The organism is Pseudomonas protegens CHA0, from assembly GCF_000397205.1.
GTDB classification, from domain to species: domain Bacteria; phylum Pseudomonadota; class Gammaproteobacteria; order Pseudomonadales; family Pseudomonadaceae; genus Aquipseudomonas; species Aquipseudomonas protegens.
The window spans coordinates 4591599-4618133 of sequence record NC_021237.1 but is presented as its reverse complement, the minus strand read 5'-3'; the positions used below and the strand labels follow the sequence as shown (position 1 = coordinate 4618133).

General features: G+C 66.4%; 27 protein-coding genes. 13 read left to right on the top strand and 14 right to left on the bottom strand.

Features of this window, described 5'->3' with window-relative positions; genetic code table 11:
• The first annotated feature begins 54 nt into the window (after nt 1-54).
• Nucleotides 55-585, top strand: coding sequence for a DUF3087 domain-containing protein (locus tag PFLCHA0_RS20605; protein WP_011062343.1), 531 nt, complete (start codon nt 55-57; stop codon nt 583-585).
• A gap of 25 nt (nt 586-610) precedes the next feature.
• Here the strand turns inward: PFLCHA0_RS20605 and PFLCHA0_RS20600 are convergent, their stop codons facing one another.
• The gene (locus PFLCHA0_RS20600; RefSeq protein ID WP_015636395.1) at nt 611-3211 is read right to left on the bottom strand and encodes a patatin-like phospholipase domain-containing protein; all 2601 of its coding nucleotides are present in this window, start codon (nt 3209-3211) and stop codon (nt 611-613) included.
• A gap of 332 nt (nt 3212-3543) precedes the next feature.
• Here PFLCHA0_RS20600 and PFLCHA0_RS20595 point away from each other — a divergent pair, with 332 nt between their 5' ends.
• Complete coding sequence (locus tag PFLCHA0_RS20595) at nt 3544-4326, top strand: sulfite exporter TauE/SafE family protein (RefSeq protein ID WP_011062341.1); 783 nt, start codon at nt 3544-3546, stop codon at nt 4324-4326.
• A 16-nt stretch (nt 4327-4342) separates the two neighbouring features.
• On the opposite strand, the gene PFLCHA0_RS20590 is transcribed toward PFLCHA0_RS20595, so the two are convergent.
• A complete protein-coding gene (locus PFLCHA0_RS20590) occupies nt 4343-4963 on the bottom strand; it encodes a LysE family translocator (protein WP_015636393.1) in 621 nt (206 codons plus the stop codon).
• A 203-nt stretch (nt 4964-5166) separates the two neighbouring features.
• On the opposite strand from PFLCHA0_RS20590, the gene PFLCHA0_RS20585 reads away from it, so the two are divergent.
• Nucleotides 5167-7614: a PAS domain-containing protein gene (locus PFLCHA0_RS20585; RefSeq protein ID WP_015636392.1), complete on the top strand. Its 2448-nt coding sequence runs from the start codon at nt 5167-5169 to the stop codon at nt 7612-7614.
• Between the two features lie 116 nt (nt 7615-7730).
• Here the strand turns inward: PFLCHA0_RS20585 and pcsA are convergent, their stop codons facing one another.
• Both pcsA and ampC read right to left on the bottom strand, forming a co-directional pair.
• The gene (pcsA, locus tag PFLCHA0_RS20580) at nt 7731-8447 is read right to left on the bottom strand and encodes a phosphatidylcholine synthase (RefSeq protein WP_011062338.1); all 717 of its coding nucleotides are present in this window, start codon (nt 8445-8447) and stop codon (nt 7731-7733) included.
• A 296-nt stretch (nt 8448-8743) separates the two neighbouring features.
• Nucleotides 8744-9916: a class C beta-lactamase gene (gene ampC / locus PFLCHA0_RS20575; RefSeq protein ID WP_011062337.1), complete on the bottom strand. Its 1173-nt coding sequence runs from the start codon at nt 9914-9916 to the stop codon at nt 8744-8746.
• Between the two features lie 227 nt (nt 9917-10143).
• Between ampC and PFLCHA0_RS20570 the strand changes: the two genes are divergently transcribed.
• Nucleotides 10144-11019, top strand: coding sequence for a LysR family transcriptional regulator (locus PFLCHA0_RS20570; RefSeq protein ID WP_011062336.1), 876 nt, complete (start codon nt 10144-10146; stop codon nt 11017-11019).
• 3 nt (nt 11020-11022) lie between these two features.
• On the opposite strand, the gene PFLCHA0_RS20565 is transcribed toward PFLCHA0_RS20570, so the two are convergent.
• The 5 genes from PFLCHA0_RS20565 to PFLCHA0_RS20545 all read right to left on the bottom strand — a co-directional run bounded on the left by PFLCHA0_RS20565 (nt 11023) and on the right by PFLCHA0_RS20545 (nt 13184).
• On the bottom strand, nt 11023-11241 hold the full coding sequence (locus tag PFLCHA0_RS20565; RefSeq protein WP_011062335.1) for a YXWGXW repeat-containing protein: 219 nt from the start codon (nt 11239-11241) through the stop codon (nt 11023-11025).
• Between the two features lie 91 nt (nt 11242-11332).
• A complete protein-coding gene (locus PFLCHA0_RS20560) occupies nt 11333-11800 on the bottom strand; it encodes a periplasmic heavy metal sensor (protein ID WP_230493575.1) in 468 nt (155 codons plus the stop codon).
• 8 nt (nt 11801-11808) lie between these two features.
• Entirely contained in the window at nt 11809-12240 is a 432-nt protein-coding gene (locus tag PFLCHA0_RS20555) for a hypothetical protein (RefSeq protein WP_011062333.1), read from the bottom strand.
• Nucleotides 12237-12818, bottom strand: a complete 582-nt coding sequence (locus tag PFLCHA0_RS20550; protein WP_015636390.1) for an RNA polymerase sigma factor — start codon at nt 12816-12818, stop codon at nt 12237-12239. Before PFLCHA0_RS20550 ends, PFLCHA0_RS20555 begins: the two co-directional genes overlap by 4 nt.
• Before the next feature lie 48 nt (nt 12819-12866).
• A complete protein-coding gene (locus PFLCHA0_RS20545; protein ID WP_015636389.1) occupies nt 12867-13184 on the bottom strand; it encodes a YXWGXW repeat-containing protein in 318 nt (105 codons plus the stop codon).
• Nucleotides 13185-13724: 540 nt separating this feature from the next.
• Here PFLCHA0_RS20545 and PFLCHA0_RS20535 point away from each other — a divergent pair.
• Both PFLCHA0_RS20535 and PFLCHA0_RS20530 read left to right on the top strand, forming a co-directional pair.
• Nucleotides 13725-14540, top strand: coding sequence for an AraC family transcriptional regulator (locus tag PFLCHA0_RS20535; protein WP_015636387.1), 816 nt, complete (start codon nt 13725-13727; stop codon nt 14538-14540).
• 202 nt (nt 14541-14742) lie between these two features.
• Complete coding sequence (locus tag PFLCHA0_RS20530; RefSeq protein ID WP_011062329.1) at nt 14743-15159, top strand: hypothetical protein; 417 nt, start codon at nt 14743-14745, stop codon at nt 15157-15159.
• A gap of 17 nt (nt 15160-15176) precedes the next feature.
• Here the strand turns inward: PFLCHA0_RS20530 and PFLCHA0_RS20525 are convergent, their stop codons facing one another.
• The 3 genes from PFLCHA0_RS20525 to PFLCHA0_RS32105 all read right to left on the bottom strand — a co-directional run bounded on the left by PFLCHA0_RS20525 (nt 15177) and on the right by PFLCHA0_RS32105 (nt 16757).
• Nucleotides 15177-15623 (bottom strand): GNAT family acetyltransferase, encoded by a 447-nt coding sequence (locus PFLCHA0_RS20525; protein WP_011062328.1) that lies wholly within the window; start codon nt 15621-15623, stop codon nt 15177-15179.
• Between the two features lie 42 nt (nt 15624-15665).
• A complete protein-coding gene (locus PFLCHA0_RS20520; RefSeq protein WP_015636386.1) occupies nt 15666-16112 on the bottom strand; it encodes a hypothetical protein in 447 nt (148 codons plus the stop codon).
• Between the two features lie 69 nt (nt 16113-16181).
• A complete protein-coding gene (locus PFLCHA0_RS32105; RefSeq protein ID WP_011062327.1) occupies nt 16182-16757 on the bottom strand; it encodes a helix-turn-helix domain-containing protein in 576 nt (191 codons plus the stop codon).
• 124 nt (nt 16758-16881) lie between these two features.
• On the opposite strand from PFLCHA0_RS32105, the gene PFLCHA0_RS31875 reads away from it, so the two are divergent.
• From PFLCHA0_RS31875 to PFLCHA0_RS20500, 4 genes are all read left to right on the top strand, one after another.
• A complete protein-coding gene (locus PFLCHA0_RS31875; protein WP_011062326.1) occupies nt 16882-17034 on the top strand; it encodes a hypothetical protein in 153 nt (50 codons plus the stop codon).
• Nucleotides 17035-17127: 93 nt separating this feature from the next.
• Nucleotides 17128-17628 carry a sigma-70 family RNA polymerase sigma factor gene (locus tag PFLCHA0_RS20510; RefSeq protein ID WP_011062325.1) on the top strand — a complete coding sequence of 167 codons (501 nt, stop codon included), beginning with the start codon at nt 17128-17130 and terminating at the stop codon, nt 17626-17628.
• A 43-nt stretch (nt 17629-17671) separates the two neighbouring features.
• The gene (locus PFLCHA0_RS20505) at nt 17672-18655 is read left to right on the top strand and encodes a FecR family protein (protein WP_015636384.1); all 984 of its coding nucleotides are present in this window, start codon (nt 17672-17674) and stop codon (nt 18653-18655) included.
• Between the two features lie 97 nt (nt 18656-18752).
• Nucleotides 18753-21194 carry a TonB-dependent siderophore receptor gene (locus PFLCHA0_RS20500; RefSeq protein ID WP_015636383.1) on the top strand — a complete coding sequence of 814 codons (2442 nt, stop codon included), beginning with the start codon at nt 18753-18755 and terminating at the stop codon, nt 21192-21194.
• A gap of 147 nt (nt 21195-21341) precedes the next feature.
• Here the strand turns inward: PFLCHA0_RS20500 and PFLCHA0_RS20495 are convergent, their stop codons facing one another.
• The gene (locus tag PFLCHA0_RS20495; RefSeq protein ID WP_011062322.1) at nt 21342-22493 is read right to left on the bottom strand and encodes an MFS transporter; all 1152 of its coding nucleotides are present in this window, start codon (nt 22491-22493) and stop codon (nt 21342-21344) included.
• Nucleotides 22494-22734: 241 nt separating this feature from the next.
• On the opposite strand from PFLCHA0_RS20495, the gene PFLCHA0_RS20490 reads away from it, so the two are divergent.
• From PFLCHA0_RS20490 to PFLCHA0_RS20480, 3 genes are all read left to right on the top strand, one after another.
• On the top strand, nt 22735-23205 hold the full coding sequence (locus tag PFLCHA0_RS20490) for an Lrp/AsnC family transcriptional regulator (protein ID WP_015636382.1): 471 nt from the start codon (nt 22735-22737) through the stop codon (nt 23203-23205).
• A 181-nt stretch (nt 23206-23386) separates the two neighbouring features.
• A complete protein-coding gene (locus tag PFLCHA0_RS20485; RefSeq protein ID WP_015636381.1) occupies nt 23387-24382 on the top strand; it encodes a diaminopimelate epimerase in 996 nt (331 codons plus the stop codon).
• 109 nt (nt 24383-24491) lie between these two features.
• Nucleotides 24492-25151 carry a hypothetical protein gene (locus tag PFLCHA0_RS20480; RefSeq protein WP_015636380.1) on the top strand — a complete coding sequence of 220 codons (660 nt, stop codon included), beginning with the start codon at nt 24492-24494 and terminating at the stop codon, nt 25149-25151.
• A 13-nt stretch (nt 25152-25164) separates the two neighbouring features.
• On the opposite strand, the gene codA is transcribed toward PFLCHA0_RS20480, so the two are convergent.
• Nucleotides 25165-26421 (bottom strand): cytosine deaminase, encoded by a 1257-nt coding sequence (gene codA / locus PFLCHA0_RS20475; protein ID WP_015636379.1) that lies wholly within the window; start codon nt 26419-26421, stop codon nt 25165-25167.
• Between the last annotated feature and the right edge of the window lie 114 nt (nt 26422-26535).

The window sequence follows — 26535 nt, the reverse complement described above, 5'->3', positions numbered from 1 at the left end:
CGGTGATAATGCGCGCCAGCCACTCACGTTCAGCCATTGGAGCCCGTCGCGCCCATGTTCGTCATCACCCCGCAGGACCCTGAGACTTACCGTCGGCAAACCCGGCGCAGCACCTTGATCATCGCGCTGGTGTTCATTGCCCTGGCCATGCTGTTTTCCAGCGCGGCGGTGGCGCTGTTCGGCCAGCCCGGCGGGGACAACCTGCTGTGGAACGCGGCAGGTGTATTCACCGGCCTGCTGATCAGCGCGGCGTTGTTGCGCAGTGTGTTCTGGAGCAAGCCGTGGATGGCTGCGGCGGTCTATGGCTGGCGCCTCAAGCGCAGCCTGATGCGGGTGACCAACGTTATGCACCAGGTCACCGCCGGGGTGGCGGCGGGTGATCCTGCGGCCCTCAAGCTGCTGCGCTTCTATCACCTGGGGCTGATCCAGATGCACCAGCTGGACGCCAACTCCAGCGCCCACGGGCAGATGCACGGTGAGGTGGAGCGGCATCTGGCGCTGCTGGCCGAGCATGGCATCGACCCGCACCAGGAACGCCTTGAAGCGCAATGGCTGGAAGCGGTGAAGCGGCACAAGACCCCTTGACCGGCAGGCCCCGGCGCTGCCGGGGCTATTGCAGATACCGCCACAGCGCCTGGGCAATCTCGCTGGGCTGGCACTGGGTGCCGAAGACTGCCTGGCCAATGCTCAGGCCCAGTTGCCGGTAACTCTCGAATTGCGCCTCGTCGAAAAACTGGTCCACGGTGCTCTGGTTGGGAAAGCCCGGATTGGTCCGGGCGTAGTTCAGCACGTCCGGCGTCAGTCCGGCGATCAGCCGGGGCTTGAGCACCAGGATCCGGCAGTGGGGCGTCTGGCACAGGTCATCGTCACTGCCCGGGGAGTGGGCATGGACGTTGAGCAGCAGGGCGCATTTCTGGTTCTCGGCGCTCGGTGGCTGGCGGAATTCCTCAAGGCTGGCAAACACCGTCTTGAGCTGCGGATGGCTCAGAACCCCCGGGTCTTCGCGGATCTCCAGCGCCTGGTCGATGCGCGCCAGGCGCACCAGGTTGGCCAGGTCGTCGAACTGGTAGTCGGGGTCGCAGCCGGCGTCGCAGGTGACGATCAATTCCACCTTGCGCTCCTTGCGCAGCAGTTCGTAGGTACCGGTGTTTTCGAAGTGCCCGCCGTCTGACAGGTACTGGTAGTCGCGGCGGTAGCCGTGAAAGCGCGCGGTCAGTTCATAGAACAGGTAGGCCTGGGTGCCGTAGCGGGTCCAGGGCTTGAGGTCCCGGGGCACCCAGTGCTGTTGCCCGGGGTCGAGGAAGTGGCTGGGCCACCAGATGCCCAGGCGCACGTTGGCCAGCCCCAGCACCAGCGACATGCCGAGGCTGGTGGCGCGGCCCAGGCCGGTGCTGAAGGCGGCGCCGGAGACGCCGATCCACTGGCCCAGGGTCAGCGGGCTCATGATCTCCGAGGCCGGGCCATGGTCGAGGTCGCGACGATAGGCCGTGCCATCGAGAATGTAGCGTTCTGCCGGGCATTCGGCGCTGGGGGCCGGGCTGTCGGGTGCCCAGTTCGGCGCGATGCACAGCGGCTTGCCCTTGCGGTCGCGCTGCACCAGTTGTTCGGCCGGGTCGACGGTCAGGTTCATGGTGACGTTGATCAAGTGCACCGGGCCGGCACTGGGGCTGGCGTAGTACTGCTGCAGCGACAAGTCGTCGCTGGACATGGGCTCGGCCACGCTCATGTAGGTGCGGCGCTGTGCGGCCGGGCCGTTGAAGCGCCGGCCATTGGAGGCGCCCAGGTAGGCGCGGATCAGCCGCGCCGAGTAGAAGGCCTGCAGCGATGAGGTATTGAGGAAGCCGATGAAGCGCCCGCTGATGTGGGTCAGCACGGCCGCCAGCAGGCTCAGCGCCGCCAGCCGCCAGGCCACCGCGTGGTCGCCGGACACCACCCCGCCGTCGTGGGCGATCCACTGCACCAGCAAGCCCCAGCACAGGCACAGCAGGCTCAGCAGCAGGCCGCCGGCAATCAGCGCGAGCACGTCCAGCGGCAGCTTGTGCATCCAGCCCGGCAGGCGTTTTTCATCCTTGAGCAGGGCCAGGCGCCGCACCAGCCACACCAGGCCCACCAGCAACAGTAGGCTGCCCAGGGCCCTCAGGTCGTGCAGGTAGCTGTACAGCGCCTGGGCCGCAGTCACCAGCAGGGCGAGAAAACCCAGCACCGCCACCGCGGCCATCGCCCGGCCCAGGGCGCGGGTGATCTGCACCCGATAGTTGCGCACGCTGTTGGCGCAGGCGTTGTCCTTGGCCGGGTCGCGGTTGTCGGCCAGGCGCCGCACCAGTTGCCGGGTGATCAGCAAGGCGCAGCTGCCCACCAGGGCACAGCCCAGGGTCAGGGCGCCCACGGCCTGCCACTGGGCCAGCCAGTAGGCCAGGGCGCCGCTGAGCCACAGGCCGATGACTATGCCGAGCATGATCCGGTACGCCGCGTTGCCCATGCTCGGCGGCCGGTCCAGGTCGCCCTGGGGAATGACCAGCCAGTACGCCACGGCGCAGGGCAGGGCGAACAGCACACCGGCCATCAGCGGCCAGAGCAGCAGGCTGGCCTGGCTCAGGACCTGGAACAGGCTCAGCAGGCTGAGCAGCAGCACGATGGGCAGGCCGATCATGGCATGCAGCGACAGCCAGTTGCGCCAGGTCATGGCCAGGGCGTAGAGCATGTCACCGGAGCCGGTGGGGGTCAGGTAGCGGCCGTTTTCCCGCAGCCAGGCCGCGGGGCCCTGGCCCGGTGGCCGGGTGGCGTAGTCGACGCCGGTGCTGATGCGCCCCGGCGGCTCGAAGCGCAGGGCCTGGTAGGCGCTGTGGGCGGCATGGGCCACCGGGTCCTGGGGAGCCTGCGGCTGCAGGCGCCCGGGGAGGAACAGGCTGCTGAAGAAACTGCCGATATAGCCACCGCCGCTGACCGTGGACAGGTAGTCGATGCGCGACAGCAGGCTGTGTTCGCGCGCGGCCGCAGGCTGTGGTTGCGCCACGACGGGGGCCGGAGCCCGGGCCATGGCCTGCAGCACCCCAAGGCCGAAGGTTGCACTGCGAATGCCGCCACCGGACAGTGCCAGCCCCCAGTTGCCCCGGCCGGGTGCGCCGGTTTCGGGGGCTTCCTGTTGCAGGCTCTGGCGCCTGAAGCGGATGCGTTGGTGCTCGATCTGGTACGAGGTGTCGGCAGAGGTCATGGGCCTTCCTTGGAATCGGGTGTGGGGCACGAGCCAGGGGGAGTGCCAGGCCGGGTGCCCCGGCAAGCGTCAGGCAGAATACCGGATGCCGCGGCCCTGATGTGCAGCGCAGAGCGTTCGGCGTCTGTCGGCAAGTGTTTTTTTTAGCCGCGTGCCAGGGGCGCCGTGGCATGTGGCGGCTGCAATTGCGCAGGGGCTGCCATGCGCCTTGTGCATGAGAAAAATGGGCCTGGTTATAACGTTAGATTTTATTCATATAAATGGACATAAGCTTTAGCCGCTATGCTGCCGCCAGTTTTTGACCTGGCCGCGTGATTTGTAGGGCTTTATTGATGGATGTGGGTAACTTCGGTTTTGTAGTCGCGGGCCTGGTAGTGGGTTTCATCGTAGGCATGACGGGTGTGGGGGGCGGTTCGCTGATGACCCCGATCCTGCTCTGGTTCGGCATCAACCCGGCGACGGCCGTGGGCACCGACCTGCTGTACGCGGCCATCACCAAATCCGGTGGGGTGCTGGTGCACCAGAAGAACCGCAACATCGACTGGCGCATCACCGGCTGGCTGACCCTGGGCAGCGTGCCGGCGGTGGCGCTGACCCTGTGGTTCCTGAAGAATCTCGACACCGACCCCCAGGCCCTGAACGCGGTGATCAAGCAGGGTCTGGGGTTCGTCCTGCTGCTCACGGCCCTGGCCATTGTCTTCAAGAAGAAACTCATGGCCTTCGCCCAGCGCCATGGCAGCGACTACCAGCCCAGCCCCGGCGGGCTCAATGGCCTGACCGTGGTCACCGGGGTGATCCTGGGCACCATGGTTGCCTTGACCTCCATCGGCGCCGGTGCACTGGGCACCGTGGCGCTGTTCATCCTCTATCCGTTCCTGGCCACCAAGCGCCTGGTGGGCACTGAAATCGCCCACGCCGTGCCCCTGACCCTGGTGGCAGGCCTGGGCCACGCCAGCATGGGCAACATGGACTGGCACCTGCTGGGTTTCCTGCTGATGGGCTCGTTGCCCGGGATCTGGATCGGCAGCCACATGACCGGGCGCATTTCCGACGAGATCCTGCGCCCGTGCCTGGCGGTCATGCTGTTTTCCATTGGTTACAAGCTGGCCTTCTGAAACCTGGCGCGGCGTTTCAGCTGCGCCGATACAGCGCCAGAAACCCCGCCAGCGCCAGCATCGCCGCACCGCAGCATTGATTGAGCCGGCGCATGCCGCTGGCGGTCAGGAACTTCGCCGCCTGCACGCCACCCGCGGCGTACAGCCCCATCACCAGCACCTCCACCACCGCAGTGACCAGCGCCAGAGTGGCGTACTGGATGAGGACCGGCTGGGCGGGGTCGACGAACTGCGGCAGGAACGCGGTGAAGAACAGCAGCACCTTGGGGTTGGTCATGGCCACCGAGAAGCTGCGCCGGAACACCTCGACGCGCCGTGACCCGGCCTGCACCTGCTGGGCTCCGAGGGCCTGGGGCGCACTGCGCCAGAGCTGGATGCCGAGCCAGGCCAGGTAGCACACCCCGAGCCATTTCAAGGCCATGAACAACTGCTGCGAGGCCATCAGCATGGCCCCCAGCCCGAGGCCCACGGCAGCGATGATCAGCACATCCGAAAGCGCCGCACCGGCCATGCCTACCGCCACCAGTTGGCGATTGCGCGAGGTGCCGTTGGCCATGGCCAGGAGTGAGGTCGGCCCGGGAATCAGGGCACCGATAAAACAGCTGGAGGTGTAGAGCAGCAAGGTGGTGGTATTCATCGCGCGGTTCTCGGCGGGCAGGTGGCAATGCCGGTGCAGAATGCCCCAGGCCGGCGCGGGTTTAAAGGCATTCGCCGGGCACTTTGGCCGCCGTTGTCGAATCAGCGTTGCCGGTTGCCAACTTCTGCGGATCCACGGGGTCAGTTATCCTGCGCTGGCCATTGGATGGCAGTGTTGCCTTTTTCCTTTTCTGTGATGTGTTCATGACTACTTCCCCACCTCGTGGTGCAGCGCCCAAGACCTCCCGCGGCGGCGAGATCGGTGCTGCAATCCGTCGCTTCGACTGGTCGCAGACCGCGGTGGGCCCTCGTGAAGGCTGGCCCGGCCTGCTGCGCAGTACCTTGAGCCAGATGCTCGAGTCCCCGGAGAGCCTGTACCTGCTGTGGGGGCCGCAGATGCAGTTCTTCTTCAACGATGCCTACCGCCCGGTCCTCGGCCCGCGCCTGGCCAATGCCCTGGGGCAGACCATCCAGACCCTCTGGGCCGATGCCTGGCCGGATGTCCAGCCGATGGTGGAGCAGGCGTTTCTCGGTTACTCCTGCCGCCACGAAGACCTGCCGGTGAACATGCAGCGCTACCCTGGCGAAGAGCTGACCTGGTGGTCGTTCTCCATGAGCCCGGTGTATGACGAGGACGACGAACAGGTGCTCGGAGTGCTGTGCCACACCGTGGAGACCACCGATCGCGTGCTGCTGGCCCGGCACGCCCGGCAGACCGAGGCGCACCTGCGCGAAACCCGCGAGCTCAATACCCGGGTGCTGGCCGCCAGCAACGACTGCATCAAGGTGCTGGACCTCGATGGCCAGCTGTCGTTCATGAGCGAAGGTGGCCTGCGGGTCATGGAGGTCAGTGATTTCAATGCGGTGCGGGGCTGCCCCTGGCCGGACTTCTGGCAGGGCCAGGGCCACCAGGAGGCCCGGGATGCCATTGCCGCCGCGCGCCAGGGCCGCTCGGCGCGGTTCCAGGGCGCCGCCGATACCCTCCAGGGGCGCACCAAGTGGTGGGATGTGCAGGTTACGCCGATGCTCGACGCGGCCGGCCAGCCGGAGAAGATCCTCTGCATTTCCCGGGACATCAGCGCCACCCGCGAGGCGCAGGAGGAACTGCGGCGGCTCAATGAGTCTCTGGAGCAGCGGGTCCAGGAGCGTACCCAGGAGCGCGACCGGATCTGGCAGCTGTCCACGGACCTGATGCTGGTGGCGGACTTCAATGGCCGCATCGTCGCCGTCAACCCGGCCTGGACCCAGCTCCTGGGCTGGCAGCGCGAGGAACTGGAAGGCAGCAGTTTCTACGATTTCATCCACCCCCAGGACAGCCTGGCCGCAGCGGGGGCGGCGGCCGATCTGTCCCGGGGCGAGAGCTTTTCGCGCTTCGAGAACCGCTTTCGCCACCGCGACGGTTCCTATCGCTGGATGGCCTGGAGCGCCGTGCCGGACCCGCACCACATTCACGCCGTGGGCCGTGACATGCAGGCCGAGCGCGAGGCCGCCCAGGCGCTGCGCAAGACCGAGGACATCCTGCGCCAGGCGCAGAAGATGGAGGCGGTGGGGCAACTGACCGGTGGCGTGGCCCACGACTTCAACAACCTGCTGACGGTGATCCGCTCTTCCACCGACCTGTTGCGCCGCAACCTCAGCGAAGAGCGCCGGCAGCTGTACATCAAGGCGATTTCCGACACCGTCGACCGCGCCAGCAAGCTCACCGGCCAGCTCCTGGCGTATGCCCGCCAGCAGAACCTGCGCCCGGAGACCTTCGACGTCGGCGCCAGCGTGCAGTTGCTGGCGCAGATGATCAATCCACTGATCGGCGCCTGCATCGAACTGCGTATCGAGTTGCCGCAGCAGCCTTGCTACATCCACGCCGATGCCGGCCAGTTCGACACGGCGCTGATCAATATGGCGGTCAATGCCCGGGACGCCATGCAGGGCGAAGGCTTGCTGGTGGTGGCTGTGGAGCGGGTGGCGCAGATTCCCCCCAGTGCCAGCCAGGGTGCCCAGGCCGGGGACTTTGTCGCGGTATCCCTGACTGATACCGGCGCCGGCATCGACCCCCAGCAGATCGAACGGATCTTCGAACCCTTCTTCACCACCAAGGAGGTGGGCAAGGGCACCGGCCTGGGCTTGTCCCAGGTGTTCGGTTTCGCCCAGCAATCGGGCGGCGGCCTGGCGGTGCACAGCCAGCCGGGGCAGGGCACGTGCTTTACCCTGTACCTGCCGCGCGCGGAGGCCCTGGCCGGCTTGCCGACGCCAACCCAGGCGGTGGTGCCCATGATCGACGGCCAGGGCATGACCCTGCTGGTGGTGGAGGACAATCCCGAAGTCGGCGTGCTGCTGGCCCAGTCCCTGAACGAGCTGGGCTACCAGACCGAATGGGCCACCAGCGCGGCGGAGGCCCTGCGCCGCCTGGGCGAGGAGCGGACCCGATTCCAGGCGGTGTTTTCCGATGTGGTGATGCCGGGCATGAGCGGTATCGAACTGGCCAGCCGGATCCGTTGCGACTACCCGCGGTTGCCGGTCATCCTCACCAGCGGCTACAGCCCGGCCCTGGCCCAGGGCCAGACCCGGGAATTCGTATTCCTGCAAAAGCCCTACTCGGTGGCGGAACTGGCCCTGGCCCTGAGCGCGGCGATCGGTCAGCCCGAGGTGCCGTAGGCACCCGTCCCCGCTCATCGGGCGGGCAAATAGTCGCCAAGCCTCTGCTGCAGAGGCTTGGGCGCAGGAGTCTTGCATGCTTGCCGGGCCCCGGCAATGGTTCGCGCGGCCCGGGTTCAGCTGGCCTTGCTGAACCATTCCTGGGCCGAACGCCACAGGCACACGCCGAGAAAGTAGGCCGAGGCTGCCAGCCACAAGCCCATGATCGGCGGGCTGTGCAGCGGGTGGCTGAGGATCAGCAATGCGCCGCTGAGCAGCCAGACGAAGGTCACGATGATGTTCAGCCCCATCCACTTGCGTACCCGGAACGGATGCAGGAACTGCACCCGGGTGGCGGTCAGCAGGGCCAGGGCGAAGATGCTCAGCAGGCTCAGCCAGGGGCCGGGCTCGATCAGGTAGAAGCACAGGGCGACCACGTTCCAGGCCGCGGGAAAGCCCTGGAAGTAGTTGTCGTGGCTCTTCATGTTGACGTTGCAGAAACACAGCAGCGACGACAGCAGGATCAGCGAGGTGGCCAGCAGCGCGCTGTATTCCGGCAGGGGAATGTAGCGGTAGATGAACAGCGCCGGGATAAACACATAGGTCAGGTAGTCGATCACCAGGTCCAGCACCGAGCCGTCGATGTTGGGCAGCACCGAGCTGGTCTTGACCTTGCGCGCCAGGGAGCCGTCGACGCCATCCACCAGCAGCGCCACCCCCAGCCATAGCAGGCAGGCCTTGGGCTGGTTGTCGAACAGTGCCAGGGTGGCGAGCAAGGCACTGACCACCCCGGTGGCGGTGAAGCCATGGGCGCCCCAGGCTTTGATTCTGGCGATCTGCAGGGTCGATATCACGGACGTTTCTCCAGCGGCTGTGGTGCCCGGGCGATGTCCGGCGCAGCAGCGCCGGCAAGCCTGGCCAGGTTGCAGTTATCGACCGGAAAGCCTGGCAGAAGGTTCAGCGCGAACCTTGAATCAGGCCCGGCGCCGCAAGCGCCGGGCCAGTGGCTGGCCTGGCCCGAGTGCGCGGTCGAGGGGGCTGGTTTGAGTCTAGGCGCCACTCTGGACGAGGCAACAGAAAAAACGCCACGTGACCGAAGGTCAGGTGGCGTTGCGGGCAGGCGCAGGCACCGGAGGGGCTGCCGGGTTGATTACTTCCCGGTCTCCAGGGCCGTGAGGATGGCGTGGGCGGCCTTGATCCGTTCCTCGTTGGGGTAGTTCTTGTTGGCCAGCAGGACAATGCCGATCTGCTGGCTCGGCACGAACACTACATAGGCGCCGAAACCGCTGGTGGAACCGGTCTTGTTGTACAGCGCGTCGGCCTTGGGGGCTGCGGCCGGGGTCAGCCATTGCACCGGGTGCGGCTCAAGGGCCATGGCCGATGAGTTGCCCGCCAGCAGGCGCGCCAGGGGCACCGGGTAGGCGTAGCGCTCCCAGCCCAGGCCCTGGGTCATGTCGCCGACCTGGTAGTAGCCGCTCTGGGTCGCCACCATGGCTTGTTGCAGGGGGCGGTCGAACTGGCCCGGTTGCAGGTTGCCGGCAATGAATTGCAGCAGGTCCGGGGCGCTGGTCTTGACCCCGTAGGCTTCGGCGTCCAGCGGCCCGGGGCTGAGGCGGATCGGCCGGTTCTGCTTGTCGTAGCCCTGGGCGTAGTGCCCCAGTTGGTCCTTGGGCAGATGGATGTAGCTGTGCTTGAGGCCGAATTTGGGAAACAGCGTCTGCTCCATCAACCGGTCGAAGGGTTGGCCCAGGCTGCGGGCGGCCAGGTAGCCGAGCAGGCCGATGCTGGGGTTGGAATACTGGCGCTGGGTGCCGGGGCTGAAGGTGGGTTTCCAGGTGTTGTAGTAGTCCAGGGTCTTGTCTTCACCCTGCACCTCGTCGGGGAACTGCAAGGGCAGGCCACCGGCGGTGTAGGTGCCCAGCTGCAGCAGGCTGATGCCGTCGAAGGCACTGCCGCGCAGGGCCGGCAGGTACTGGCTGGCGTGGTCCTCAAGGGCCAGCTTGCCGCTGGCCTGGGCGTAGCCGGCGAGGGTGGCGGTGTAGGTCTTGCTCACCGAACCCACCTCGAACAGGGTGTCGTTGTCCACCGGCTGTTGATTGTCCTTGGAGGCAACCCCGTAGTTAAAGTAATGTCGCTTGCCGTTGGCGATGATCGCCACCGCCATGCCGGGAATGCCCTGCTGGTGCATCAGCGGGCGGATGGTGGCGTCCACGGTGGTTTTCAGAGCGCTGTCTGCGGTGGTCTCGGCGAAGGCGCTGGAGGCGCCCAGTAGCAGTGCGCAGGCGCTGATGACGCTTAGTCCGGTCAAGGTTGTGTGCCGCATGATTGGTTGGTTTCCCTGGGTTCTGGTTATGTACGCCGCGTTTGTCCCAGCGGCTTTGCGGCCTCGGCGTTCTTCGTGGGAACGCTCCGGGCGGCCTGCCCGCGAAGCCTTCCTGGCTCAGGAGGGCGTGGCCGGTGCTGCGCGAGCGAGGCCAATGTAGGCAGTTTACGGCGCATCGACAAACGACCATATTTCGCACGAGCCATTAGAAAAACTAGGGAATGCCCATGCTCCGCCCCCATCTGCCACTGAATGCGCTGCGGGCTTTCGAAGCCTCGGCGCGGCACTTGAGTTTCACCCGTGCGGCCATCGAGCTGTGCGTGACCCAGGCGGCGGTCAGCCACCAGGTCAAGAGCCTGGAGGCCCAGCTCAACGTCACCCTGTTCAAGCGCCTGCCCAGGGGCCTGATGCTCACCAGCGAAGGCGAGACCCTGCTGCCGGTGCTGCGCGAATGCTTCGACCGCATCGCCCAGACCCTGGGACGATTCGAGGGTGGGCACTATCGTGAAGTGCTGACGGTGGGCGCGGTGGGCACCTTCGCCGTGGGCTGGCTGCTGCCGCGGCTGGAGGACTTCCAGGCACGCCATCCCTATGTCGACCTGCGCCTGAGCACCAACAATAACCGGGTGGACGTGGCGGCGGAGGGCCTGGACTATGCCATCCGCTTTGGCACCGGGGCCTGGCACGGCATCGAGGCGCTGGCGTTGTTGCAGGCGCCACTGTCGGTCTTGTGCGTGCCGGAACTTGCCCGCCAGTTGCACAGCCCGGCGGACCTGCTGGGGCAGACCTTGCTGCGCTCCTACCGCACCGACGAATGGCCGCAGTGGTTCCAGGCGGCGGGGCTGGGGGCCAACAGCCTGTTGCCCCAGAGCGTGGTCTTCGACTCGTCCCTGGGCATGCTCGAAGCGGCGCTGCAAGGCCTGGGCGTGGCCCTGGCGCCGCCCTTGATGTTCCAGCGCCAGTTGGCCAGTGGTGCGGTGGTGCAGCCCTTCGACATCGGCATTGTCACCGGCAGCTACTGGCTGACCCGCCTGCAGTCCCGGGCCGAAACCCCGGCCATGGGCGCGTTCAAGGCCTGGCTGCTGGAAGCGGTGGCCGGCTAGCCATCAATAGCGCCAATGCCCCGGTGTCCAGACCCACTGGCCGGCGTGCCAGCGGTAATGCCCGGCAACCCAGTGATAGCTCGGCGCCGGCGCCATCGGAATCACCTCGACAATGGGCGGCGGCGGTGGCGGCCGGCGAGGATGGGCCGGGGCCACCACGCAGCCTGCCAGGGTGGTGCCAAGCAAGGTGGCGATGAGAATGCTTTGGATCGTACGAAGCATGGGCGGTTTCCTGAGGGGGGCAGTGGGCCCGCGGCCATCGCGGGCGGTTGAGGGTTGAACGTGGCCCGGGGCGAAATCCGTCGCCGGGCCTTCAATCTTTATTGGCTGCGCGGTTTTTCCCCGGGCCCCGCAGGTACATGGCGTCCACCAGTTGCTGGCGCTCCTTGAGCGACAGGCTGCCGGCAAAGTCGGCCAGGACCTCGTCGACCCGGGCCCGCAGGGCGATGTCGGCATCCCGGGACTTGCCCAGTTGGGCATCCAGGGCATTGCGGTCCAGTGGTTCGGCCCCCAGTTCACGCACCACCGCCTGGCGCGCCTCGCGCCCAGCGATGATCAGCGGCTGGCTATCGATGCGAGTCTGGCGCAGCAACTGGCGCAACTGGCGCCGGCGCTCTTCCGGCATCTGCGCCATGGCCTGGCGCAGGCCGTGCTGGGGTACCGCCAGGGCCTGGGCCGGCTTGGGGTGGCCAAGCCACTGATAGAGGCCGCCGGCCACGCCGCCGATCAGGAACACGTTGATCAGCAGCGACAGCACCAGGCAGGTTTTCAGCGCACGCATGGACAGGCTCACTGTTCGGCCTCCTCGGCATTGATGCTCAGGACGAATTCCGCATCGCTCTGGTCGAACACGCTGGGCAGGGCCTCGGCGGAGGTCGACAGCGGCAGGCTCAGGGCCACCGCAAGCATGCCGGCGGCGACTCCGGTAAGGCCGACCCCGACCCAGCCCAGGGAGGCCAGCCAGCCGGCGTAGCGGCTCCAGAACGGCGCGCCGGGCTGCTGCGCGGCGGCGATGATGCGCTGGGCCAGGGCCGGGCTCGGTGCGGGCACCTGGTAGCGGTCCAGCTGGCTGTCGAGCCAGTGCGCCTGGCGCAGGGCTGCCACGGCCTGGGCATCACCGCAGTCGAGCAGGGCCTGGGCGGCGGCGCGTTCAGCGCTGGGCCAGCGTTGCAGGTCGGCGCCATAGGCGTCGGCCAGGTGCACGAAGCGTTCGGGGGTCATGGTTTTCTCCTTCCTGAGAGGTCTGCGCCGGGGGCCTCGGCGAGGTGGCTGCGCAGGTTGCGCCGGGCCCGCGACAGCAGGCTTTCCAGGGCTTCGACGCTGATCTGCATCAGCGCCGCGGCCTCGGTGTTGGACAGTTCCTGGTAGTACTGCAGGACGATCGCCTCGCGCTGGCGATCCGGCAGTTGGTCCAGGGCCTGGGCCATGCGCCGGCTCTGCGCGCTGGCCTCCAGTTGTTCATCGGGCGCCGGGCGGGTGTCCAGGGCCTCGCAGGCGTGCTCGCTATCGACCGGCACATGTTCCTTGCGCCGGCGCAGGCGGTCGTAGCACAGGTTCAGCGCCACCCGGTGCAACCAGGTGTCGAACCGTGCCTGTTCGCTGCGCCAGCTGGCGGCCTGTTTCCAGATCCGCAGAAAGCTCTCCTGGGCGATGTCCCGGGCTTCGTCGGCATCCCCCAGCAGCCGGCTGGCCAGGGCCAGCAGGCGCGGCAGCTTGCGCGTGACCATTTCCTTCACGGCCTGCGCGTCGTTGTTGCCGATGCGTTTGAGCAACTCCAGATCCGGGTCGGTTTCGTTCAAGTGGGCAAGTCTCGGTGCGCTAACGGGGTAGTCCAGGGCATCACGGCATCAGCGCACCCAGCGGCCTTCGACCCAGTACCAGCGCGGCCCATGGGCCTGCCAATGGCCGGGCATCCAGTGCCCGCGCTGCATCACCGGTTGCCAGTGGCCGGGCACCCAGACGTAGCCGTGCCCGCGCCAGCGCCAGTTGCCGCGGTCCCAGGCGTAGCCGGGGCGGGCCACCGGCATCGGCTCATAGCGCATGGGCGGTGGTGCCTGCTGGATGATGATGGTTTCGGCATAGGAGGGCGTGCTTGCCAGCGCACCAAGTGCCAGGGGGATCAGCAGCAATGTGCGCAGACGCAGCAGGGAACGGACAAGCTTCATGATGACTCCTTCAGGCCTGCGTTCGCTGATGAACGCAGCTGATGGGTTCAACGATAGATGGGCTGGGAATCCGTCGCGGGCAAATGAAATTTTTATCCGCTCCCGGTTCAACCCCGGTTCAGCTGGCGGGGGCAGGGCGCGGGCAGCGGCGGCTGGAAATATTTGTGCAGGGGCGGCGACGGATCTCTGCGCGCTGCGCCGTTGAATCAGTAACCGTGCAGCCACGGCTGGCGATGGTCGCCAGCGGCGCTTGCCGGTCGTATCACTGAACCCATGAGGAATTCACCATGTCCCGTCGCATTGCACTGCTGATTGTCATGGCCACCATGCTCTCCCTGGGCGGTTGCGTGGTTTACCCCGGGCACTACCACGGCTGCTGCTATCGCTATGGCTACTACCGCTAGGGCGCTGGGATGAAGAGCGGTGTGCCCCGCGGTTCTTGGCTAACCCCCAGGGGCCCGGCACAATCCTCGACCTTGCAGGGCTTGCCTGGCCGTCAGACGGATGGCGGGCATGGCCCGATGCCGTGGAGGAAGGTGGATGCCCGTCTTGAACGAACAGGATCAGCCCGAGGATCCGGATGCGATTGCGCGCCCGGTGTGCGCCTTGCGCATCTCGACTCAGGAACAGCGCTGGGAGCGGCCGTGGCACAGCCACCGCAAGGCCCAGCTGCTGTTCCCATTGTCCGGCGTGCTCAGTTGCGAGAGCGCCGAGGGCCTGTGGCTGGCCCCGCCGCAATGCGCGGTATGGATCCCCAGCGCCACCGACCATCGGGTCCAGGGGTTGGAGAACGCCCTGGGCTATTGCCTGTTCGTCGAACCCGAGCATGCCCGCTCACTGCCGCAGGCCTGTTGCACCCTGGCAGTATCGCCCCTATTGCAGGAGCTGCTGCAACGCTGCGCGCAATTGCCCTATCTCTATGACCAGCAGGGTGCCGAGGGGCGGCTGATGGCCGTGGCCCTGGACGAGCTGGCGGCGGCGCCCCGGGAGCAGATCCACCTGCCCATGCCCCGGCATGAACAGTTGCGGCGCCTGGCCGGGCAGATCCTTGAACAGCCGGAACGCCGCCTGAGCCTTGGGCAATGGGCCGAGCAGATCGGCCTCAGCGAACGCAGCCTGAGCCGTCTGATTGTGGCCGAGACCGGCCTGAGCTTCGGCCGCTGGCAGCGCCAGTTGCACATTCTTCTGGGGCTCAAGCAATTGGGCCGGGGCGACTCGGTGGAACGGGTCGCGCTGACCCTGGGCTATGACAGCGCCAGCGCCTTTATCCGCATGTTCAAGAAAGCCGTCGGCCAGCCGCCGGGGCGCTTCTTTGCCGAACGCCGCCAGGCCCTGGAGCACGACCTACCCCTGTAGCCGCCGAGCCCGCGAGGCTGCGCAAAGGCTCGCAGGGCCTTGCTTGACGAACACCAGCGCCTTCAAGGCCACCACGGCCACCTCCATCACTGCGGTCGTTTGGCCGGATTGATCAATAACTTGTCAATCTCGGCTGATGCGGACAGGTTCATACCGGAAGATGATAACCATTCTTGTTTGTCAGCTTTCTTGAGGTGTTCCCATGTACTTCGATCATCAGCATTTTCCCCTGGTCTGGATGCGCCCCGCCAAAGGCGCCGGGCAGCCGGGAGTCGAGCCGTTCCAGCAGTTGGAGGCGTTGATGCAGCGCGGTCAGGCCTTCGTCCTGATGAGCGATGCCATGCCCGATCCTGCGCAGCGCAACACCGAGCAGAGCAAGGCATTGCTCAAGCAGGGGGCGTTATGGATGAAACGCAACAAGGCGGCGATCCGTCGCTGGATCAAGGCCATGATCGTCATCGCCCCGGAGCCCGAGGCCCAGGCCGGGGTCGAGGCCTTTGCCGATACCTATGAAAAGTTCTGGGGTTATCCGCTGTTGCACAGTGCCTCGCCGCTGGCGGCCGCCAGCCTGGCCCAGCAACTGCTGGCGCCACCGCGCAGCAACCGGCACAACTGGTGAGTGCGGGGCGGCGGCCCCTAGCCACGCAGGTGTTCGGGGAGGTTGGCGCTGATCACCTTGCCCATGCTGATCCGTGGTTCGACCTGATAGCCCAGGGCTTGGTAGAAGCTTTGCACGGCGGCGTTGCTGCTGAGGATCTGCAGGTTGATCTTCAGGCAGCCGCGGCCCTGCAGGGCTTGTTCGCCATGACGCACCAGGGCTCGGCCAGTGCCGAGCCGGCGCTGTTGCGGGTCCACCGCCAGGGCGTAGAGCCAGCCGCGGTGGCCGTCATAGCCGGCCATCAGGGTGCCTATGACCTGTCCTTGGTCCAGGGCGACGAAGAACAGAGCGTCATCCACCGCGAGCTTGCGGTCGATGGCCAGGCTCGGGGTGTTGTGGGCCGTGTCGTAGCCGAAGCTGCGGTTCCACAGGTCGATCACGGGCTGGCGATGGTGGGGGTTGCTGTATTCGACGATCTGGATCATGGCGTGGCTCGCTAAAGTGGGGGAGCACAGGGGGGGCGGGTTTCAGTCCTGATGGCCGGGCCAGGTTTCAGTGGGGAAATAGGCCTCCAGCCCCGGCTCCTTGTGGTCCACCCCGTCCCGGGTCCAGTAGCAGCTCAAGCGTGAGTAGTTGTCCAGGTCGCCGCGCACCAGGCAGGTGGCGTTGTGCCCCGGCCAGCTGAAACGCAGCACATCGGCTTCGGCCATGGTGGCCCGTTCCACTTTGCCGGTGGCGGTGGTGGTCTTGCCGTCGATGGTCTTGACCAGGGTCAGGGCCTGGTTCTCGTAGCGGATCACCGCGGTGCCCGAGTAGGTCGGCCCGCCATCGGGCTCCTTGCCGATCAGCATGAACTGGCCGGGCACCATGCTGTAGTAGATGTGAAGGTCCTGGTCCTGCTTGGGGGCGGCCTGGGCAGCAAGGCTGGCCAGCAGCAGGCCAAGGAGGGGCGCGCGGCGGGAGAAATACGGCATTGATGCTCACTCCTGTTGAGGCGGGGGGCCATGATTCCAGACTTGGCCCTGCAGATAAATGCCCGGGCTCTAGCGATGTTCGATGACCAGGATCGCCGTGGTGTCGGCCTCCAGGGCTTCGAACACGTGGGGCAGGTCGGCGCTGTAGCGGATGTAGTCGCCGGCCTCCAGGCTCACCGGGCTGTCCGCAGGCCCGGCCAGGGCCCGCCCGCTGCAGATCACCAGGTGTTCCACGGTGCCCGGCAGGTGGGCCTTGGACTGGCGCGCCTGGCCGGGTTGCGCCTTCAGGCGATACAGGTCGCGCTGCGCCCCCGGCGGGCAGTCATCGAGCAGGGTCGCCGCGTAGTGGGCATCCTCGGCATGGGCGGTGGTGCCTTCGTGGGCACGGATGACTTTCAGCTGATGCGCCGGTTGCTGGAAAAACCGCGTCACCTGCAAGCCCATGGCCTGGGCCAGGGCCCACAGGGTCTCGATGCTCGGGTTACCTAGCCCGGCTTCCAGCTGGGACAGGGTGGACTTGGCCACCGCGGCCCGCTTGGCCAGTTCCGAAACGGAGAAACCAGCATTCAGGCGCTCGCGCTTGATGGCCATGGCCAGCAGGCCGATGGGCGAAAGGGAGGTTGGGTCGTTCGTTTTATCGTTCATATCTCTATTAAATCATCCTTGATTCTCTTGACGCAGATAAATTTCGCCGTTCATTATATCGGTTAATTGTTCGGTATAAATAAAACAAGGGCGCCGAGATGAACCGATTGTACAAGGCGGGCCCATGGGCCTGAGCCTGCGCCTGATGGTCATTCCGTACCACGAAATCTACCTGGCCGTGCATTGCCTGGCCCACCTGCAACAGTGCCTGGGGGACTGGCTGGTGGCGGGGCAGACTCACCTGTTTGTCGAGTCGCCGCGCTGGTACAGCCGCTAGGGCCGACCGCCGGGCGCGAGGTGGGCGGTGAATCCATTGCCTGCATTAATGCGAAGCATTACTATTCACGCCCCACTTCCCCAGCGCCCCGCGATGACAGCCAAGCCGCCCCGCAGACCAGGCTTTTTCGAGCACTACGAAGAGTTGATCGGCACCTGGACCCGGCGCTTGCGCAATCGCCAGCAGGCCGAGGACCTGGCCCACGACACCTTTGTCCGGGTGCTGGAATCCGATGCCGCCACGGTGCAGCAGCCGCGCGCCTACCTGCATCAGACCGCGCGCAATATCGCCGTGGATGCCTTTCGCCGAGAAGACCGGCGCGGTGCCCTGGAAGAACAGGGGGTCCACCTCAGCGTGTCGCCCAGCGGCGACCCGGAGCATTTCATGCACGCGATCCAGTTGGCCGATTCCATCGAACGGGCGCTTGGCGAGTTACCGGTCAACTGTCGCAAGGTGTTTGTCTGGCAGAAGATCGAAGGCCTGACCCAGGCCGAGATCGCCGAGCGCCTGGGGCTGTCAAAGAACATGGTGGAAAAGTATATGATCCGCACCCTGCGGCATCTGCGCGACCGTCTGGACGGGTCGGCCCCATGATCAGTCGTGGCGATTTCTCACCCTCTGCCAAACAGGAATTTGCATGATGGACAGCCGCGATTGCGCCAGCGCGCAGGCCAGGATTCGTGACGAGGCGGCGGCCTGGTTCACGCGGTTGCAGGAGCCCGAGGTGAGCCCGGAGCAGCAACTGCGGTTCCAGCAGTGGCTGGCCGAGGATCCGCAGCACCGGCACGAGTTCCAGTTGCTCGAAGCCCTGTGGGCGGCCACCGACCTGGTGCCCAGGGCGCGCCTGCAAGCGCTGTGCGCCACCCCGCCGGCCAAGGCCCGGCGGCGCCCGCTGCTGCGCTTTGCCCTGGCTGCCGGGGTGGCGGCGCTGGCCGTGGGCCTGGGGCTGTTCAGTGGCCTCAACCAGCCGGTTTCCTACAGTGCGCAATTCGTGACCGCCCTGGGCGAGCGCCGCCATGTGGCCTTGCCCGATGGCTCGCAGGTCGACCTGAACAGCCGCAGCCACCTGCAGGTGCGTTATGCCAGGAACCAGCGGCTGATCGAGCTGGTGGAAGGCGAAGCCCTGTTCAACGTCGAGCACGACACGGATCGGCCCTTCGTGGTGGCGGCGGGAGCGGGCAAGGTCACGGTCACCGGCACCCGCTTCGATGTGCGCCGCGATGAACGCCAGACCCGGGTGGCAGTGGAGCAGGGCCGGGTCAAGGTGCAGGGGCGCGACGCCGCAGCGGATGATTTCATCGCCCTGACCCCGGGCCAGGGCACCCAGGTCGATGAGCACGGCAAGGTGGCTCAGGCCTACGCGGTGAACCCCGAGGCGCTCACGGCCTGGCGCAGCGGCAAGCTGGTATTCAACAACGCCTCCCTGGCCGAGGTGGTGGCCGAAGTCTCGCGTTATCGCGAACAGCCCCTGCGGGTAGCCAGCGCCGCAGTGGGTGAGCTGCGCCTGACCAGCGTGTTCAAGTCCGACGACACCCAGGCGCTGCTCAAGGCCCTGCCGAGCATCCTGCCGGTGGAGGTGCGGACCCTTGCCGACGGTAGCCAGGAAATTTTTTCACGTTAGATTCAGGTTTTTTTTCAGTTCATCGTCTTCTTGTCCAACTGCAACTGGTTTGCATTAACAGACGCACCTTTGTGTGATCGACAGGATTGCCGCCGACGTGAAAAAAATAGCTGTTTCTCCCGCCGTATCCCCGTTGCCCGCGCGCCGCTGGCTGCCCCTGGCCCTGGCCCTGGCGGTCAGTGCGGCCTTGCCCCAGGCCCAGGCCGGGCAAGCCGCCGCCATTCACATCCAGGCCCAGCCGCTGGGCCAGGCCCTGAGCCAGTTGGGCCTGCAGACCTCGTTGCAGGTGTTCTTCAGCCCCGAGCTGGTGGCCGGCAAGCAGGCCGCGGCGGTGGACGGCAACCTGTCCCCGGAACAGGCCCTGGGCCAGTTGCTCCAGGGCAGTGGCCTGCAATACCGGATCGACGGCGGTTCGGTGACCCTGAGCCCGGCTCCGGCAGCCACGGGCGGTGCCCTGGAACTGGGCACCAGCAGCATCAGCGTGGTGGGCGACTGGCTGGGCGATGCCGATGTGCAAAAGGTCCAGAACCACCCCGGTGCACGTACGGTGATCCGCCGTGAGGCCATGGTGGAGCAGGGCGCGATGAACGTCGGCGACGTGCTGCGCCGGGTGCCCGGGGTGCAGGTCCAGGATGCCAACGGCACCGGTGGCAGCGATATTTCCCTGAACGTCGGCGTGCGCGGCCTGACCTCGCGCCTGTCGCCGCGCTCCACGGTGCTGATCGACGGCGTGCCGGCGGCCTTTGCACCCTATGGCCAGCCGCAGTTGTCCATGGCGCCGATTTCCTCCGGCAACCTGGACAGCATCGATGTGGTGCGCGGCGCCGGTTCCGTACGCTACGGGCCGCAGAACGTCGGCGGGGTGATCAACTTCGTGACCCGGGCGATTCCGGAAAAGGCCACCGGGGAAATCGGCACCACCCTGGAAACCTCCCGGCAGGGCGGCTGGAAGCACATCGACACGGCTTTCCTCGGCGGCACTGCGGACAACGGCCTGGGGGTGGCGCTGCTGTATTCCGGGGTCAACGGCAATGGCTACCGCGAGGGCAACAACGGCAACGACATCGACGACGTGATCCTCAAGACCCACTGGGCACCCACCGAGCAGGACGAGTTCTGGTTCAACCTGCATTACTACGACGCCACCGCCGACATGCCCGGCGGCCTGACCCAGAAGCAGTACGACGCCAAGCCCTACGACTCCGATCGCGACTGGGACAACTTCAGCGGCCGGCGCAAGGATGTGTCCTTCAAGTACCAGCGCCAGGTCGACGACCGCACCCAGTTCGAAGTGCTGACCTACTACTCCGACAGCTTCCGCGGCAGCAACATTGCCGCCAGCGACCAGAAGACCCTGGTTTCCTACCCGCGCACCTACTACACCTTCGGCATCGAGCCACGGGTGTCCCATGTGTTCGACCTGGGGCCCACCACCCAGGAAGTCAGCGTGGGTTATCGCTACCTCAAGGAAGGCATGCATGAACAGGCCGGCCGCGTGGCCCTGGTGAACAACCAGCCGGTGCTCACCGCGGACTCCGACGGCCATGTCTACCAGGACCGTACCGGCGGCACCGAGGCCAATGCCTACTACATCGACGACAAGATCGACGTCGGCAACTGGACCATCACCCCGGGCATCCGCTTCGAGGACATCAGCACCCACTGGCACGACCGGCCGGTCCCGGGCACCAACGGCGTGCGAGTGCAGGAGAAGCGCCGCAGCATCGACAGCAACGAACCGCTGCCGGCCCTGAGCGTGATGTATCACCTGTCCGATGCCTGGAAGCTGTTCGCCAACTACGAGACTTCCTTTGGCAGCCTGCAGTACTTCCAGCTGGGCCAGGGCGGCAAGGGCGACCAGACGGCCAACGGCCTGAGCCCGGAGAAGGCCAAGACCTACGAGATCGGCACCCGCTACAACGATGATGTGTGGGGCGGTGAAGTGACGCTGTTCTACATCGACTTCGACGACGAGCTGCAATACATCAGCAACGACGTGGGCTGGACCAACCTGGGGGCCACCAAGCACCAGGGCCTGGAAGCCTCGATGCATTACGACCTGGCAGCCCTGGACCCGAGCCTTGACGGCCTGACCGCCAACGCCGGCTTCACCTACACCCGCGCCAGCTATGAAGGCGAGATCCCCGGCTTCAAGGGCCGCGACCTGCCGTTCTACTCGCGCCAGGTGGCCACTGTCGGCCTGCGCTACGACATTGACCGCTGGACCTACAACATCGACGCCTTCGCCCAGTCCAAGCAGCACTCGCCGGGCACCGGGGTGAACGCCAACGGCAGCTTCAACGGCAACTACATCACCGATGGCAGCGCCGATGGCCGGTACGGCGACATGCCGGGCTATGTGCTGTGGAACATCCGTGGTGGCTATGACTTCGGGCCGCAGTTGTCGAACCTGAAGCTGGGGGCCGGCGTGAAGAACGTCTTCGACCGCCAGTACTTCACCCGTTCCAGCGACAACAACTCGGGGATCTACGTGGGCGCGCCCCGGACCTTCTTTGTCCAGGCCAGCGTCGGCTTCTGACCCCCGCAACAGGCGCCGGCTTGCCGGCGAATCCCCAGAGCGGCGCAGGTTCTGGGAGATGGGCCATGGCGGGCGGCCCCTTCGCTGGCAAGCCAGCTCCTGCATGGAGGGCGGCGAATCCCTGGCGCAATGCTGTGCTTTAGTGGCTCAGACCTTGAGTACCTTGCCGCTGGCGGCCACCGCCAGCAGCAGGACCGCGATCAGGCCGAAGGCCGCGCTCAGGCTGCTGCCATGGGCAATGAAGCCGATCACCGCCGGCCCGGCCAGGATGCCGGCGTAACCCAGGGTGGTGATGGCCGGCACGGCGATGCTTTCGGGCATGACGTTCTGCTTGCCCACGGCGGTGTAGAGCACCGGCACTATGTTCGAGCAACCCGCGCCCACCAGGGCATAACCCACCAGCGCCGCCTCCCAGGCCGGGGCCAGGGTCGCCAGCAACAGGCCAGCGGCGGCCGTGGTGCCGCCGATGATGATCACCCGGCGCGCGCCCAGGCGATGGACGATGGCATCGCCCGTCAGGCGGCCCAGGGTCATGGTCAGGGCGAAGGCGGCGTAGCCCAGGCCGGCGTAGGCGGCATCCAGGTCGCGCTCGGCGGTGAGGAAGACCGCGCTCCAGTCCAGCACCGCGCCTTCGGCGAGGAACACCACGAAGCACAGGCAGCCGATGAACAGCACCACACCATGGGGCACGGCAAAGGCCGGGCCCGAGCTCTGGCTGCCATAGGGCAGCATGTGCGGCGCGGCCTTGAGCAGCGCCAGCAGCATCAGGGCGATCACCACCAGGGTCGCGCCCAGTGGCGACAGGCCCAGGCCGAGCAGGGCGCTGACCCCCGCGGCGCCGACGATCCCGCCCAGGCTGAACAGCCCGTGAAAGCCCGACATCATGGTCTTGCCGCTGGCCCGCTCGACAATCACCGCTTGCAGGTTGACCGTGGAATCCACGCCGCCCAGCCCGGCGCCGAACATGAACAGCGCGGCCATCAGCAGCGGAATCGAGGTCAGGGTGGCCAGCAAGGGCAGGGCCAGGCAGATCAGCAGGGTGCCGCCGGCCATCACTTTGCGGCAGCCGAAGCGCCCGGCCAGGGCGCCGGCAATCGGCATCGCGAGGATCGAACCCACCCCCAGGCACAGCAGCAACAGGCCCAGGGTGCCTTCGTCGAGCCCGGCCCGGGCCTTGGCGTAGGGCACCAGCGGGGCCCAGGCGGCAATGCCGAAGCCGGCGATGAAAAAGGCGATGCGCGTGGACATCTGTTCGAGGCGGCCGGGGGTGGCCTGGAAGTGGGTGTTGCTGGCAGTCATAAAAATCCTTGGCGATCGAACTCGCTGCCGGCCGCCTGATGCCCCCATGGCGTGATGGCGGCCGGGTGGGGATTGTGACAAATCTGGCCCTCGAAGGTTGCAGAAATCCGCAGCGCAGTGCTTCTGCAGCGGGTTGCGGGTGAAATAAATTTGCGCAGGCCGGCGGTTTGTTTCGCATAATCGGCGGCTGTGCACAAAAACGTTGCAGTGCGTGCCGTTCCTTCCCGGAGTTTTCCTGCCCATGAATGCCAGCCTCGACGCCTACGACCTGAAGCTGCTCGCCGAGCTGCAACGTGACGCCAGCACCGCGCAAAGCGAGCTGGGGCTGCGGGTCAACCTGTCCACCGCGGCGGTCAACCGGCGGCTCAAGCGCCTCTGCGACGAGGGGGTGATCGAGCGCTACAGCGCCATCGTCGCGCCGGATGCCCTGGGGCACGAACTGAGCATCATCGTCGAGGTGGAAGTGGAGAGTGAGCGCATCGACCAGATCGACGCCCTCAAGCGCAACTTCCAGGCCTGCCCCCAGGTCCAGCAGTGCTACTACGTGGCCGGCGAGTGCGATTTCGTGCTGATTTTCTGCGTGCGCAACATGGCCCAGTACACCCAGCTGACCCGCGAACTGTTCTTCGACAACCCCAACGTCAAGCGCTTCAAGACCCTGGTGGCGATGAACCGGGTCAAGGTCGGCCTGGAAGTGCCCACGGCCGGCTGAGGTTCAGGGGGCCTGCGGGGCTTGCCCGAGAAAGCCACGAACCCAGGGGCTTCTGTGGCAGGTGGCGTCGGCTGGGGTACCGCGCACAGGTCGTCTTGCCGGCCTGAGCCGGTGTTGTCCTCTGGTCGAGCCGCCGGTTTCTCCGTAATGTCAGTGGCTCGGTTTTCCAGGAGGCGGTGTGATGGCGGCGTTCTACGATGCACGGGGCAACATCTATGGGGTGGTGACACCCGCGCGGTTGCGCAGCCTGGGGGTCGCCTTGCCCGGCAGCGCCGCGCAGGCCGCGCGGGACCGGCGCTTGTGGAGCGAGCAGGCCATCGCCGCCCTCTGTGACTGGGCTCCGGGCACCCGCCCGCCGGGGGCCAAGGCCCACCGTAGCGACGGTCTGCTGGTGGGGCCGTTCCAGGACGTGGCGCCCTTCGATCTGCTGATCGTCAACACCGACGGCACCCTGGCCGAGCGCAGTGGCAATGGTTTGACGATCTTTTCCCAGGCCCTGGCCGAGCAGGGGTTGCTGGCCGAGCAGGGGCCAACCCTGTTGCAGGTGCACCATGACCAGCCCACCGGTACCTCGCCGGTGGCCACCGTGGTGGAGCCGGCCCGGGTGGCGGGGGTGCCAGGGTTCTGGCTGGACCTCGGCCAGCCGTCCTTCGGGCCCGAGGCGGTGGCCGCCATTGGCGTCGAGGCGGTGACCTTGAACGGTCGCGAGCTGAGCCGGGTGGCACCGTTGCAGGCACTCGACCCGCGGTGGGAGCACAGCCAGTTCGTGCGCATCGGCAACCCGCACTGCGTGACCCTGCTGGAGGATGCCGAGGCCTTGCCCGGCAACCCGCAGATGCTCGAAGCGCCACTGGCCGAAGGGCTGACGGCCACTGCTTTTGCCTTGCCCCTGGGCAGCGGCGAACCCTGCCCGGCGGGGGTCAACCTGCAATGGGCGGCGCGGGAATCGGCGCAGCGCATCGTCGCCCGGGTGTTCGAACGCGGCGAAGGGCCGACCGCCTCTTCGGGCACCAGCGCCAGCGCCGTGGCCTGCGCGGCGTGGCGGGTGGGCTGGGTCAAGGCCGGACGGGTCGAAGTGCTGATGCCGGGCGGCACCGCGCCCTTGATGTTGCAAGAGACCGACGGGGTGTTGACCCGGGTGAGCCTGTTCGGCACGGCGCTGGCACTGGCTGAGTGAGGACGCCGGAGTCGCGGTGGCGGAGTGCAAAACGGCTGGAGTTTCTATAGCGTGGCGGCAGTCGCGGCTGGTCGCTCGATACAGCCCACATTTACCGAAAGGACTCGACATGCAAAAAGGAACGCCTCGCCGAGCTTTGCTCAAAGGCACGGTTATGGCCCTGGGGGCTGCGGTCGCTGGCAGCCTTGGCGGCTGTCTGACCAGCAGGCTGTACGAAAGCCGGGCCAGCAATGAGGTCTATACGGAAACCGTCAGCCAGTTCTACATCACGGCGGACGCGAAGAGCTTCGTCATTCTTGGCAAGCAGTATCACTACTTCGTGATGGTCGATCCTGAGTTGCTGAAGGCCATCAAGTCGGACCTGCATGGGAAAATGCAGGCCGAGTTTTCGCAGATCCTCGTCAATGCGTGGCAGAACCTGGAGGGTGAGCTGGTCCTGAGGATACCCGGGCTGGACCAGCTCGACGCCCAGCAGATCGATGCAGCCCAGGCTTTGGGCTTCGTTGTTGCAAGGTCGCAGAACGCCCTGTTGCACCGCTATGCCATTCGCGGCAGCCGCTTTGAGTCCAAGCGGGATATCAGCGCCTATCCGGCCAACGCGTTGAACAGCACCTACACCCTGAATTTCTCGGCGTACCGGGAGAAGAGCAAGGTCGGCCAGGTGTTGCTGACGCCGGTTACCCTCACCGCAGACGGTGTATTGACGATCCTCGCCCTGCCGCTGTTGCCGCTGGCGTTCATGGGGGCCCAGCCGTTTCGGGTCAAGTAAGCATCGCCACGGGTCAGTCGCCGGCCAGTTGCACCTGGGCCATCTGCCGTTGCATCAGCACTTTGCCGTGGCGGATGGAGTACAGCGCCAGGCCCTGGCTTCGGATCATTTCGTAATCGCTGTCGGCAGACAGGATCAGCAGGTTCGCCGGGCGACCTTCTTCGATGCCGTAGCGCTCGCCCAGGGCCAGGGCCTTGGCGCTGTTGTCGGTGACCAGGTCCAGGGCGTTCTGCAAGTTGCGGTAGCCGAGCATGTGGCAGATGTGCAGGCCGGCTTCCAGTACCCGCAGGATGTTGCCGTTACCCAGGGGGTACCAGGGGTCGACAATCGAGTCCTGGCCAAAGCACACGTTCATCCCGGCCTCCAGCAGCTCATTGACCCGGGTCACGCCGCGGCGTTTCGGGAAGCTGTCGAAGCGCCCCTGCAGGTGGATGCTTTCGGTGGGGCAGGAGACGAAGCTGATGCCCGAATGCCCCAGCAGGCGGAACAGCTTGGCGCAGTAGGCGTTGTCGTAGGAGCCCATGGCGGTGGTGTGGCTGGCGGTGACCCGGGAGCCCATGCCCCGGCTGCGCGCTTCTTCGGCCAGCACTTCAAGAAAGCGCGAATGCGGGTCATCGGTTTCGTCGCAGTGCACGTCCACCAGGCAATCGGTGCGTTCGGCCAGGTCCATGAGGAACTTCACCGAGCTCACGCCCTGGTCCCGGGTGTATTCGAAGTGCGGAATACCGCCCACCACATCGGCGCCCAGGCGGATGGCTTCTTCCATCAGCTCGCGGCCGTTGCGGAACGATTCGATGCCCTCCTGGGGGAAGGCGACGATCTGCAGGTCGATCAGGTGCGCGCTTTGCTCGCGCACTTCGAGCATGGCCTTGAGGGCGGTGAGGTCCGGGTCGGTGACGTCGACATGGGTGCGTACATGCTGGATGCCGTGGGCGGCCAGGGCGCGGATGGTCTTGTGGGCGCGGGCGCGGGTGTCTTCGGCGGTGATGGTGGCCTTGCGTTCGCCCCAGCACTCGATGCCTTCGAACAGGGTGCCGCTCATGTTCCAGCGCGGCTCGCCCGCGGTGAGGGTGGCGTCCAGGTGAATGTGCGGTTCGACGAAGGGCGGCACCACCAGGTTGCCGCCGGCATCCAGGTGCTCGGGGCCGAAGGCCGGCGCGGCGGTGGGGGCGTCCGGGCCCTGCTGGACGATGCGGGCGATGCGGCCGTTTTCCAGGTGCAGTTGGTGCAGGCCTTCACGGTGGCGCAGGCGGGCGTTGGTGATCAGCATCGGAGCGGTTCCTCGGGTCGGGCAATCAGCGGTTCAGCCGTGGGATCCGGGCGGCGGCCCTTGTCCCTCGGTCATTGGGCTGTGCTTCAACCGGTACCGGTCGAAGCAGGCAGG

What these genes read in the sequence shown, in the direction of transcription:
- PFLCHA0_RS20605 (WP_011062343.1), top strand. Translation starts at nt 55, where the DNA reads ATGTTCGTCATCACCCCGCAGGACCCTGAGACTTACCGTCGGCAAACC.
- PFLCHA0_RS20600 (WP_015636395.1), bottom strand. Translation starts at nt 3,211, where the DNA reads ATGACCTCTGCCGACACCTCGTACCAGATCGAGCACCAACGCATCCGC.
- PFLCHA0_RS20595 (WP_011062341.1), top strand. Translation starts at nt 3,544, where the DNA reads ATGGATGTGGGTAACTTCGGTTTTGTAGTCGCGGGCCTGGTAGTGGGT.
- PFLCHA0_RS20590 (WP_015636393.1), bottom strand. Translation starts at nt 4,963, where the DNA reads ATGAATACCACCACCTTGCTGCTCTACACCTCCAGCTGTTTTATCGGT.
- PFLCHA0_RS20585 (WP_015636392.1), top strand. Translation starts at nt 5,167, where the DNA reads ATGACTACTTCCCCACCTCGTGGTGCAGCGCCCAAGACCTCCCGCGGC.
- ampC (WP_011062337.1), bottom strand. Translation starts at nt 9,916, where the DNA reads ATGCGGCACACAACCTTGACCGGACTAAGCGTCATCAGCGCCTGCGCA.
- PFLCHA0_RS20570 (WP_011062336.1), top strand. Translation starts at nt 10,144, where the DNA reads ATGCTCCGCCCCCATCTGCCACTGAATGCGCTGCGGGCTTTCGAAGCC.
- PFLCHA0_RS20565 (WP_011062335.1), bottom strand. Translation starts at nt 11,241, where the DNA reads ATGCTTCGTACGATCCAAAGCATTCTCATCGCCACCTTGCTTGGCACC.
- PFLCHA0_RS20560 (WP_230493575.1), bottom strand. Translation starts at nt 11,800, where the DNA reads ATGCGTGCGCTGAAAACCTGCCTGGTGCTGTCGCTGCTGATCAACGTG.
- PFLCHA0_RS20555 (WP_011062333.1), bottom strand. Translation starts at nt 12,240, where the DNA reads ATGACCCCCGAACGCTTCGTGCACCTGGCCGACGCCTATGGCGCCGAC.
- PFLCHA0_RS20545 (WP_015636389.1), bottom strand. Translation starts at nt 13,184, where the DNA reads ATGAAGCTTGTCCGTTCCCTGCTGCGTCTGCGCACATTGCTGCTGATC.
- PFLCHA0_RS20535 (WP_015636387.1), top strand. Translation starts at nt 13,725, where the DNA reads ATGCCCGTCTTGAACGAACAGGATCAGCCCGAGGATCCGGATGCGATT.
- PFLCHA0_RS20530 (WP_011062329.1), top strand. Translation starts at nt 14,743, where the DNA reads ATGTACTTCGATCATCAGCATTTTCCCCTGGTCTGGATGCGCCCCGCC.
- PFLCHA0_RS20525 (WP_011062328.1), bottom strand. Translation starts at nt 15,623, where the DNA reads ATGATCCAGATCGTCGAATACAGCAACCCCCACCATCGCCAGCCCGTG.
- PFLCHA0_RS20520 (WP_015636386.1), bottom strand. Translation starts at nt 16,112, where the DNA reads ATGCCGTATTTCTCCCGCCGCGCGCCCCTCCTTGGCCTGCTGCTGGCC.
- PFLCHA0_RS32105 (WP_011062327.1), bottom strand. Translation starts at nt 16,757, where the DNA reads ATGAACGATAAAACGAACGACCCAACCTCCCTTTCGCCCATCGGCCTG.
- PFLCHA0_RS31875 (WP_011062326.1), top strand. Translation starts at nt 16,882, where the DNA reads ATGGGCCTGAGCCTGCGCCTGATGGTCATTCCGTACCACGAAATCTAC.
- PFLCHA0_RS20510 (WP_011062325.1), top strand. Translation starts at nt 17,128, where the DNA reads ATGACAGCCAAGCCGCCCCGCAGACCAGGCTTTTTCGAGCACTACGAA.
- PFLCHA0_RS20505 (WP_015636384.1), top strand. Translation starts at nt 17,672, where the DNA reads ATGATGGACAGCCGCGATTGCGCCAGCGCGCAGGCCAGGATTCGTGAC.
- PFLCHA0_RS20495 (WP_011062322.1), bottom strand. Translation starts at nt 22,493, where the DNA reads ATGACTGCCAGCAACACCCACTTCCAGGCCACCCCCGGCCGCCTCGAA.
- PFLCHA0_RS20490 (WP_015636382.1), top strand. Translation starts at nt 22,735, where the DNA reads ATGAATGCCAGCCTCGACGCCTACGACCTGAAGCTGCTCGCCGAGCTG.
- PFLCHA0_RS20485 (WP_015636381.1), top strand. Translation starts at nt 23,387, where the DNA reads ATGGCGGCGTTCTACGATGCACGGGGCAACATCTATGGGGTGGTGACA.
- PFLCHA0_RS20480 (WP_015636380.1), top strand. Translation starts at nt 24,492, where the DNA reads ATGCAAAAAGGAACGCCTCGCCGAGCTTTGCTCAAAGGCACGGTTATG.
- codA (WP_015636379.1), bottom strand. Translation starts at nt 26,421, where the DNA reads ATGCTGATCACCAACGCCCGCCTGCGCCACCGTGAAGGCCTGCACCAA.